At 59.8% G+C, this 10,205-nt stretch carries 6 protein-coding genes; 2 read left to right on the forward strand and 4 right to left on the reverse strand.

From position 1 onward, the window contains the following. Positions 1-36: 36 nt before the first annotated feature. A complete protein-coding gene (locus ACM6I5_RS17260) occupies positions 37-405 on the reverse strand; it encodes a hypothetical protein (RefSeq protein WP_031319047.1) in 369 nt (122 codons plus the stop codon). 246 nt (positions 406-651) lie between these two features. Here ACM6I5_RS17260 and ACM6I5_RS17265 point away from each other — a divergent pair, with 246 nt between their 5' ends. Then, a complete protein-coding gene (locus ACM6I5_RS17265) occupies positions 652-1,470 on the forward strand; it encodes a shikimate 5-dehydrogenase (RefSeq protein ID WP_414884273.1) in 819 nt (272 codons plus the stop codon). Between the two features lie 89 nt (positions 1,471-1,559). Here ACM6I5_RS17265 and ACM6I5_RS17270 read toward each other — a convergent pair whose 3' ends face one another. Genes ACM6I5_RS17270 through mfd form a run of 3 tightly spaced genes read right to left on the reverse strand, consistent with a single transcriptional unit; the run spans position 1,560 to position 8,291 of the window. Next, positions 1,560-4,253, reverse strand: coding sequence for an SNF2-related protein (locus tag ACM6I5_RS17270; protein WP_414884274.1), 2,694 nt, complete (start codon positions 4,251-4,253; stop codon positions 1,560-1,562). 11 nt (positions 4,254-4,264) lie between these two features. Further along, positions 4,265-4,831, reverse strand: coding sequence for a CsiV family protein (locus tag ACM6I5_RS17275; protein ID WP_017339880.1), 567 nt, complete (start codon positions 4,829-4,831; stop codon positions 4,265-4,267). Positions 4,832-4,841: 10 nt separating this feature from the next. Further along, positions 4,842-8,291 (reverse strand): transcription-repair coupling factor, encoded by a 3,450-nt coding sequence (gene mfd, locus ACM6I5_RS17280; protein ID WP_414884275.1) that lies wholly within the window; start codon positions 8,289-8,291, stop codon positions 4,842-4,844. A 363-nt stretch (positions 8,292-8,654) separates the two neighbouring features. On the opposite strand from mfd, the gene ACM6I5_RS17285 reads away from it, so the two are divergent. Continuing rightward, positions 8,655-10,118: a glyceraldehyde-3-phosphate dehydrogenase gene (locus ACM6I5_RS17285; protein ID WP_017339878.1), complete on the forward strand. Its 1,464-nt coding sequence runs from the start codon at positions 8,655-8,657 to the stop codon at positions 10,116-10,118. The last annotated feature ends 87 nt before the right edge of the window (positions 10,119-10,205 follow it).

The following is a 10,205-nucleotide window of genomic DNA, read 5'->3' on the forward strand; positions in this document are numbered from 1 at the left end:
ACATTGCGCTATATAAAGCGGGGCCTTGTGCGCCTGTTACCAGCGGCCGTAACCATGGGGATGGCCGTAATAACCGCGTGGCGGGCCGTAATAGCCACGGGGCGGACCGTAGTAGACCGGTGGCGGGGCGTAATAGACCGGTTGTTGCACGTAGACCGGCGCCGGCTGGTAGTAAACCGGTGGCGGTTGCTGCACGTACACCGGTTGCGGCTGGTAGTAAACCGGTTGCTGCTGGACATAAACGGGCCGGTTGCTGTTGATGATGGCCGAACCGACGATGGCCGAGCCAACGATCGCGCCAAATACCGCTGGACCTTGCCAACCGTGACCGCCGCCAGCCTCTGCCTGCCCTGCGATAGCAAGAGCACCGATCAGCAAGGCCACTGTGGGAATTTTACGGATCATGATCATTCCTCGGTTCTTCAACCCGGCGCTTGCGTCTGCAATAGACCCAAGGATTGTCGCGGGGATACTTCTAAGACAGCGTTTTTTTGAAAATCAGCACAGCCGTTGGGTAAATTTTGTGTAAGGTCTGTACCGGCTTCCTTACCCACGTGCGCTGCCACGAGCAGGCACGCCGATATGATCGATCAGATCTCGATGGAATGGCTAATCCCGTCCATCTGAAAGTGCTACCGAAGGAGATTCTTCATGCAGATGAACCCCAACAAAGACACTCAGCTGTGCATGTCCCTGTCGGGGCGCCCGGGGAACTTTGGCCTGCGATTTCACAATCACTTGTATGAACAGCTGGGTCTGAATTTCTACTACAAGGCCTTTCGCAGCCAGGACCTGACCGGTGCCGTCGCGGGTATTCGCGCCCTGGGCATTCGCGGTTGTGGCGTATCGATGCCGTTCAAGGAAGCGTGTATTGCGCTGGTCGATGAGCTGGACACGTCCGCCGCCGCCATCCAGTCGATCAACACCATCGTCAACACCGATGGCCACCTCAAGGCTTACAACACCGATTACATCGCCATCGCTCAATTGCTGGACACCCATCAGGTGCCCAAGGAATCGACCTTTGCACTGCGCGGCAGCGGCGGCATGGCCAAGGCGGTGGCCAGTGCCTTGCGCGATGGCGGTTACAAGAACGGCCTGATCGTCGCCCGTAACGAACGCGCCGGGCGTGCCCTGGCTGAGTCACTGGGTTATGAGTGGCAAGCCGAGTTGGGCACCCGACGCCCGCAGATGCTGATCAACGTGACGCCGATCGGTATGACGGGCGGGCCTGAGGCCGATCAACTGGCCTTTGACGGGGAGGTCATTGCGGCTGCGCAGACTGTCTTCGACGTGGTGGCGATCCCCTCGGAAACGCCGCTGATCGTGCGCGGTCGCGCCGAAGGCAAGCAAGTGATTACCGGGCTGGAAGTGATCGCGATCCAGGCGCTGGAGCAGTTTGTGCTCTACACCGGGGTGCGTCCGACGGAGGAGCAGTTCCAGAAGGCGGTGGAGTTTGCCCGAAGCTGATCATTCCGGCTGTGTCGGCCCCTTCCTCGGAGCACCGGCGTGGTCCGGGCGGCGTTCCGAGGTGGGCGATCCACCAAACGCCGCCCCTCTCAGCGTTTCTCCAGCTTTTCCGGCAACGGCGCAAACAAGGCCTCAATATCATCGCTCTGCAACTTCCAGTCCCCGGTCTTGCGCCCATCCAGCACGCCTGCCGCCAAGTCGGATTTTTCTTTCTGCAGGTGCTGAATCTTCTCTTCCACCGTGCCTCGGGCAATCATCTTGTAGACGAACACCGGTTTCTCCTGGCCAATGCGGTACGCACGGTCAGTCGCCTGGTTTTCCGTCGCCGGGTTCCACCACGGGTCGTAGTGAATCACCGTGTCCGCTTCGGTCAGGTTCAGGCCCACACCACCTGCTTTCAAGCTGATCAGAAAGATCTGACGCTTGCCGCTCTGGAATTCTTTCACCGGAGAACGTCGGTCACGGGTCTGCCCGGTCAACAACGCATATTCAACACCGCGTTTTTTCAACTCGATCTCGATTAACGCGAGCATCGAAGTGAACTGGGAAAACAGCAGAATCCGTCGACCTTCCTCGAACAATTCTTCCAGCATTTCCATGAGGCTATCGAGTTTGCCCGAGGTACTTCCGCGAGCCGGCAGCGCAGCGTCGTTGACCAGGCGCAAATCGCAGCACACCTGACGCAGCTTCAGCAGCGCCTCAAGAATGATGATCTGGCTGCGCGCCACGCCCTTGCGGGTGATTTCGTCGCGGACTTTCTTGTCCATGGCCAGGCGCATGGTTTCGTAGACATCGCGTTGTGCTTCGTTGAGTTCGACCCAGTGGATGATCTCGGTCTTCGGCGGCAACTCCGTCGCCACTTGTTCTTTGGTCCTGCGCAACAGAAACGGTTTGATCCGGCCATTGAGGTGCTGGAGCCTGACTTCGCTGGCGCGCTTTTCAATCGGCACGCGGTAATCGCGGTTGAAGCTTTTCACATCGCCAAGCCAGCCGGGCAGCAAGAAGTGAAACAGCGACCACAGTTCACCCAGGTGGTTTTCCAGCGGCGTGCCACTCAGGCACAGGCGCTGGCGCGCATTCAGTTCGCGCGCAGCCTGGGCGGCCTTGCTGTTGGGGTTCTTGATGTACTGCGCTTCGTCCAGCACCAGGACATGCAACGGCTGCGCGGCCAGGCGTTCGACGTCTTTGGGCAGCAGTGCATAGGTGGTCAGGATCAGGTCGTAATCGGCCAGCGTGTCGAAATGCTTCTTGCGACTGGCGCCGTACAGCGCCAGCACTTTGAGTTGCGGCGTGAAGTGCGCGGCTTCGTCGAGCCAGTTCGGGATCAGGCTGGTGGGCATCACCACCATGCAGGGTCGATCGAGGCGTCCAGCGTTTTTCTCGCTGAGAACGTGCGCCAGGGTCTGCAGGGTTTTACCCAGTCCCATGTCGTCCGCGAGAATCCCGCCGACTTCCAGTTGCCGCAGCGATTGCATCCAGCTCAAGCCTTCCAGCTGATACGGGCGCAACGTGGCGTTCAAGCCTTCCGGTGCAGTCGCGGTGTAATCCTTGATGTCCCGCAGGCGCTGGGCAAACGTGCGGATCTGCTCGCCACCTTCCCAGAGCAGCGGCAAGTCTTCCAAAGGATTCAGGCGCGTGGCGTCGGCCTTGCTCAGGCGCAGCGTGGTCTCGCCGGGTTCTTGCAGGTAGAACTCGCCGAGGGTCGCCAGTACCGGTTTCAAGCGGCCAAAGGGCAGGGCGACTTGCAGCGGCCCGTGTTCGGAATTCGGGCGATTGGGGATGTTCACCAAAATCAACTCGTCATCGCGACGTCGGGCGAGACGTTCCGGGTTGAGGATTTCGGTGTGGGAGCGCATCAGGTTCAGCAGGATGGGCAGCAAGCTCAGGCGCTCGCCATTGACGATGATCCCCAGCTCAAGATCGAACCAGTCACGCTCCGGTGCCTGTTCGACGGTGGCGTACCAGTCGTCCACGGCGGTCAGGTCGAAACCGAAATCCTCGTCGATCTGCAACTCCCAGCCTTGAGTGCGCAGCTTCGGCAGCTCATTGAGGGTGAAGGTCAGCCAGGCGCTGTCGTTGACCATCTCGTAGAGTTCGCCGGCGCTTTCCGGCAGGGCTTTGCTTTGACGGGTGGCGACCTTGAAGCCGAGGATTCGCAGTTGTTCCCTGTAGGTCTGTTCGACTTCCGGGTGGCGTTTTATCCGCAGCGTCTGCGTTTCCTGGCGAATCAGGACGTCGGCGTTTTTCTGTCCACTGACGTATTCATCCAGGTAATTGAAGGACAGCGCTGCACGATGCTGAATGTAGCGCTGCATCTTGCCGTTGCGCGGTTCGAAGGCGCTGAACTCGATGCTCGCCAGCCACAGGCGTGGCACCGGTTGCACGTTGTCCACCAGCACTTGCGGCGGCGCTTTCGGGCTGCGGTTTTCCAGTACGGCCTGAAGTTTTTCCAGCAGTTCGGCGTCTTGCGCGGCGGCGGGGTAGGCGAGGGTTTCCTGCACCTTCAGCAGCACCGCGGCGCAATGTTTGCAGTTGCTGCGAACCGGGCACGTGCAAGTGGCGTCGACCATCAGCAAGGTGGCTTTAGCCGACTCGCGCAGGCGAATGGTCTGACGATAAACGTTGCCGCCAGAGCCTTCGCAGGCGGCGGTAATGGTTGCGTCTCCGACCTCGACGATCCTGACACGATTCTCCAGCGCGTAGCGTCGGCCACGTTCCAGGCTCTGTTCCTTGAATCGGCTGACCCAGGAAGGCGCCAGAGGTTTACTCAGGGTCGGGGGCATAAGGACTTCAATCAGTCCGGAATTTCATCGGGGACTGGCCGAGGTGCGGGGGCTGTCAGTGAGGTGATCTTGATCAGCATTCCAAGATGACCGGCGTCGAGGAAATTCAGTTGTCCGTTTTTGGTATGGCTTTCTGTTTTCAGGCGTTCACTGGCAGTGACCAGGCCATTGGCGTCGATCTGGTTGACCCAGAAGTCGGCGTCAACATCAGTGAAGCGTCCCAGTTTCAGGTTCAGCGTGCCCTCGATCGGGTACTGGCCGAACTGTTCCTTGCCATCGCTGATTGCAATTTTGCGGGCTTCTTCGCCGAGGTTCTGCTGCCAGGCCTTGTGCAGCAACACGGTGTATTCTTTGCTGGCGGTGAGTTTTCCCACTTCGCTATTCAGGCTTGGCGTGCGCAGGCTGTCCTTGCTGACGGGTTGGGCACCGGCAGCCCAGTCTTCCGGCGCGGCTTTGCTGACAATGGCAGGCACAGCGTTCTGCCGGACCAGAATCATTTCAATCTGATACAGGTCATCGGCAAACGCTGTGGGGGCGGCCAGGGTCATCAGCAAAGTCAGTGAGCGAAACAGGCGCATGCGGCGTCCTTCAAGCAGTTTTCGGAATGAGGCATTCAAGCAGTGCCTCTACAGTATTAAAGCGCTCTTCCGGGCGCTCCATCGGGACCATGAATTTAAACATCGTGGCGCCTTCGAATTTGTAGCGTTTAGGCTGGCCCTGAATCAGTTTGATCAGTGTCAGCGGGTCGACCGGCGTCTGCGCCGCGAACTCGATTCGACCGCCTTGCGGGCCGCCGTCGACTTTCTTGATGCCCAGCAGTTCGGCCTGCAACTTCAGCGCCGTAATGCGCATCAGGTTCTTGGTCGGTTCCGGCAGCAGGCCGAAGCGATCGATCATCTCGACTTGCAGGTCTTTCAGGCCTTCCTCGTCGGTGGCCGAAGCAATGCGTTTGTACAGAATCAGTCGGGCATGCACGTCCGGCAAGTAGTCTTCGGGAATCAACGCCGGTACACGCAAATTGACTTCCGGACCACCGCCCAGCGGCTGATCGAGATTCGGCTGTTCACCCTTGCGGATCGACTTCACCGCGCGTTCGAGCATCTCCATATACAGGGTGAAACCGACGGCCTGGATCTGCCCGCTCTGCCCGTCGCCCAGCAGTTCGCCGGCGCCACGGATTTCCAGGTCGTTGGTGGCGAGCACGAAGCCCGCGCCGAGATCCTGGGTATTGGCGATCGCTTCCAGGCGCTTTTCTGCGTCCGGGGTGATTTGCTGGCGCGGTGGTGTCAGCAGGTACGCGTAGGCCTGGTGGTGACTGCGACCGACGCGGCCGCGCAACTGGTGCAGCTGCGCCAGGCCGAATTTGTCGGCACGCTCGATGATGATGGTGTTGGCGCTCGGCACGTCGATGCCGGTCTCGATGATGGTCGAGGCGATCAGCACGTTGAAGCGCTTGTGGTAGAAGTCGCTCATCACCTGTTCGAGTTCGCGCTCGCGCATCTGCCCGTGGCCGATGCCGATCCGCGCTTCCGGCACCAGTTCGGCGAGGTCGGCGGCGCATTTCTCGATGGTCTTCACGTCGTTGTGCAGGTAGTAGACCTGACCGCCACGCAGCAACTCACGCAGCAAGGCCTCTTTGACCGTGCTCTTGTTCTGCTCCATGACGAAGGTCCGCACCGACAGGCGACGGGCCGGTGGCGTGGCGATGATCGACAGGTCGCGCATGCCCGACACCGCCATGTTCAGCGTGCGCGGAATCGGCGTGGCAGTCAGCGTGAGGATGTCGACTTCGCTGCGCAGGGCCTTGAGCTGTTCTTTCTGACGGACACCGAAACGGTGCTCTTCGTCGATGATCACCAGCCCGAGGTTTTTGATCTTCACATCGTCTTGCAGCAGTTTGTGCGTGCCGATGACGATGTCGATCTTGCCTTCGGCGAGATCCGCCACGGCGGCATTCACTTCCTTGGTCGACTTGAAGCGGCTCATCACTTCCACAGTCACCGGCCAGTCGGCGAAGCGGTCGCGGAAACTGTTGTAGTGCTGCTGGGCGAGCAGGGTGGTCGGCACCAGAATCGCGACCTGGCGACCACCATGCACCGCAATGAACGCGGCGCGCATCGCCACTTCGGTCTTGCCGAAACCGACGTCGCCGCAGACCAGGCGGTCCATTGGTTTCGGTGCGAGCATGTCGGCGCGCACCGCGTCGATGGTGGTTTGCTGGTCCGGGGTTTCTTCGAACGGAAAGCCGGCGCTGAAGGTGGCGTAATCGGCTTTCGGGTCTTCGAAGGCATAGCCTTCACGAGCAGCGCGGCGTGCATAAATGTCGAGCAATTCGGCCGCCACATCTCGCACCTGTTCGGCGGCCTTGCGTTTGGCTTTCTGCCAGGTCTCCGAACCCAGGCGATGCAACGGAGCCAGGGCATCGTCGCTGCCGGTGTAACGGGCGATCAGGTGCAGGTTGGCGACCGGCACGTAAAGCTTGGCGCCTTCAGCGTATTGCAGGGTCAGGAACTCGGCGGCCTGATCGTCGATTTCCAGTGTCGCAAGACCGAGATACCGACCGACGCCGTGATCGATGTGCACCACCGGCGCGCCTTCGCGCAGCTCGGTGAGGTTTTTGATGACAGCGTCGTTATTGGCGTCGGCGCGTTTTTCGCGGCGACGGCGCTGCATGACGCGCTGACCGAATAACGGGCTTTCAGCCACCAGCGCCAGCGCCGGGTCGTCGAGCACCAGGCCTTCGTCGAGCGGCGCAATGGTAATCGCCAGGCGCTCCTTGCTCGCGACAAAGTCCGGCCAGCTGTCGACGGTTTTCGGTCGCAGTTTCAGGCGTTCGAGCAGTTCCAGCAGTACTTCACGACGGCCCGCGGATTCGGCGGTGAACAGCACGCGACCCGGGAACTCGTCGAGGAAACCGGCCAGCGCCGCCAGAGGTTGTGTTGCCTTGGCCTCGATGGCCAGGTTCGGCAACTCCCGCGCCGGGAAGCGCTCGCGGCCGACGCCGGTTTCAACATCCTGTTGACTGGCCACCACACGCGGCCAGCTCTTGAGACGGGCAAAGCAATCTTCCACCGGCAGGAACAACTCGGCCGGCGGTAATAAAGGACGGGATGGATCGACGCGGCGCTCTTCATAACGATTGCGCACATCGTTCCAGAAGTTTTCCGCCGCCTGTTCAATGCCTGGCAGGGAAAACACTTGCGTGTCCTGGGGCAGGTAATCGAACAGCGTGGACGTTTCGTCGAAGAACAACGGCAGGTAATACTCGATACCCGCCGGTGTAATCCCGCTGCTCAGGTCCTGGAAGATCGGGCAGCGACGGAAGTCGACATCGAAGCGCTCACGGAAGCGCGCCTTGAAACGGGTGACCGCGTCTTTTTGCAGGGGAAACTCGCGGGCCGGCAACAGGCGAACGGTGTCCACCTTGTCGATGGAACGCTGGTTTTCCGGATCGAAGGTGCGCAGCGTCTCGATTTCGTCGTCGAACAGGTCGATCCGGAAGGGCAGTTTGCTGCCCATCGGGAACAGATCGATCAGCGAGCCGCGCACGGTGAATTCACCGTGCTCATACACCGTGTCGACATAGCGATAGCCGCTGGCCTCGAGTCGGGTGCGCATCTGCTCGACATCGAGCTTCTGGCCGACGTCCAGAACAAGGCTGCTGCCGAGCAGGAATTTGGTCGGCGCCAGGCGATGCAGGGCTGTGGTGATCGGCACCACCAGTACGCCATGGCTCAGCTCCGGCAGCCTGTATAAAGCCGCGATACGCTGGGAAATGATGTCCTGGTGCGGCGAAAACAGATCGTAGGGCAGGGTTTCCCAGTCCGGGAAATGCAGCACCGGCAAATCCGGGGCGAAGAAGCTCAGCTCCTGTTCCAGCCGTTCGGCACTTTGGCTGTCGGCAGTCAGCAGCAGGGTAAAGCGCTTGGCAGCGCTGGCGGCCTCGGCGATGGCCAGGCTCAGGGCGGCACCGGGCAGGTTGCCCCAGTGCTGTTTACCTGCCGCGGCAGGGAGAAGCGGTAGACGCAGAACGGGCACGGAAGGTTGAGCTCCAAGCGTTGCGACAAAGTCGGTAATTGTAGCGGCCTCGGGTGCCGCCTGTCAGTTGCTGACTGTGTCTATTACGCAGGTTTGGCGAAATGTAGTGGTAAAGACAAAAAACGCCCGTTTTTTCCTGAAAATCACGGATTATGTAGTGGCAAAACGGTCGAGTGTTACGGAGGGTTACGGATAAGACAGCGGTGTCTCCAAAAAATTGACTGCGCTGAAAGCCGCGGTTTTACAGGGCTGCGGCAATGCGTGATTTTTTTGAACGGAAATTTGTTACGGCTCGCACGACAGGCGCGCATTGCTACGGGGAGCACTCGGCGGCATAATGTAGCCCCTTTTTTCTGCCCCTACATGTGGAAGGTTCCCGTGACTCAGAAGCCCGACCAGTGTCTTGGTGAATGGATCGACCGTGAAGCACTCGCAGAAGCGATGATTCCGCTTATCGGTCAGCTCTACCGCAATAACAACGTGGTGAGCTCGATCTATGGCCGCAGCCTGATCAACCAGTCTGTCATCGCGATTCTCAAAGCTCACCGCTTTGCTCGCCATCGTTCTTCCGACGATAGCGAACTCTCCGTCCACGAAACATTCCCTCTGCTTAAAGCCATGAGCGAGCTCAAGCTCGGCGCGGCTTCGGTAGACTTGGGCAAGTTGGCGTTCAAATTCCGCGTCGAAGGCAAAGGCCGCACTGCCGAGCAGTTCGTCCGTGAAGAACTGGCGGATGTGGTTGGCCAGCAAAACGCTACCGCTCGCAAAGGCACCGACGTTGTCCTGTACGGCTTCGGTCGCATCGGCCGTCTGCTGGCGCGCATCCTGATCGAAAAAACCGGTGGCGGCGACGGCCTGCGCCTGCGTGCCATCGTGGTGCGTAAAGGCGCCGAGAACGACCTGGTCAAGCGCGCCAGCCTGTTGCGTCGCGATTCGGTACACGGTCCGTTCAATGGCACCATCGTCATCGACGAAGAAAACAACACCATTACCGCCAACGGTAACCTGATCCAGGTGATCTACGCGAAGAACCCGACCGAGGTGGATTACACCCAGTACGGCATCAAAGACGCGCTGCTGGTGGACAACACCGGCGTATGGCGTGACGCTGAAGGCCTGGGTCAACACCTGGCGTGCCCGGGTATCGACCGCGTTGTTCTGACCGCGCCTGGCAAAGGCAAGCTGAAGAACATCGTTCACGGCATCAACCACAGTGAAATCACCGCTGAAGACAAGATCGTGTCCGCCGCTTCCTGCACCACCAACGCCATCGTGCCGGTGCTCAAGGCTGTGAATGACAAGTTCGGCATCATCAATGGTCACGTCGAAACCGTTCACTCGTACACCAACGACCAGAACCTGATCGACAACTTCCACAAGGGCGATCGCCGTGGCCGGAGCGCCGCGCTGAACATGGTGATCACCGAGACCGGTGCTGCCACCGCTGCTGCCAAGGCTCTGCCTGAGCTGGCCGGCAAGCTGACCGGTAACGCGATCCGTGTTCCGACGCCGAACGTGTCGATGGCCATTCTCAACCTGAACCTTGAGAAAGCCGCCACCCGTGAAGAGATGAACGAGTACCTGCGCTACATGGCGCTGCACTCCGATCTGCACAAGCAAATCGACTTCGTCAATTCGCAGGAAGTGGTCTCCACCGACTTCGTTGGCTCGCGCCACGCAGGCGTTGTGGACGCTGAAGCAACCATCACTCAAGACAACCGTGTTGTTCTGTACGTTTGGTACGACAACGAATTCGGTTACAGCTGCCAGGTGGTTCGCGTGATGGAAGACATGGCCGGGGTAAACCCGCCAGCATTCCCGCGCTAAGCCTTAGCTGGAAATGAAAACGCCCCGACTTTGGTCGGGGCGTTTTTGTTTGTGTGTCTGTTGGATCGTTGTTGCCAGCACCGGCCT

The sequence above is a fragment of the Pseudomonas sp. IT-P171 genome, assembly GCF_949767765.1.
Taxonomy (GTDB): Bacteria; Pseudomonadota; Gammaproteobacteria; order Pseudomonadales; family Pseudomonadaceae; genus Aquipseudomonas; species Aquipseudomonas fluorescens_B.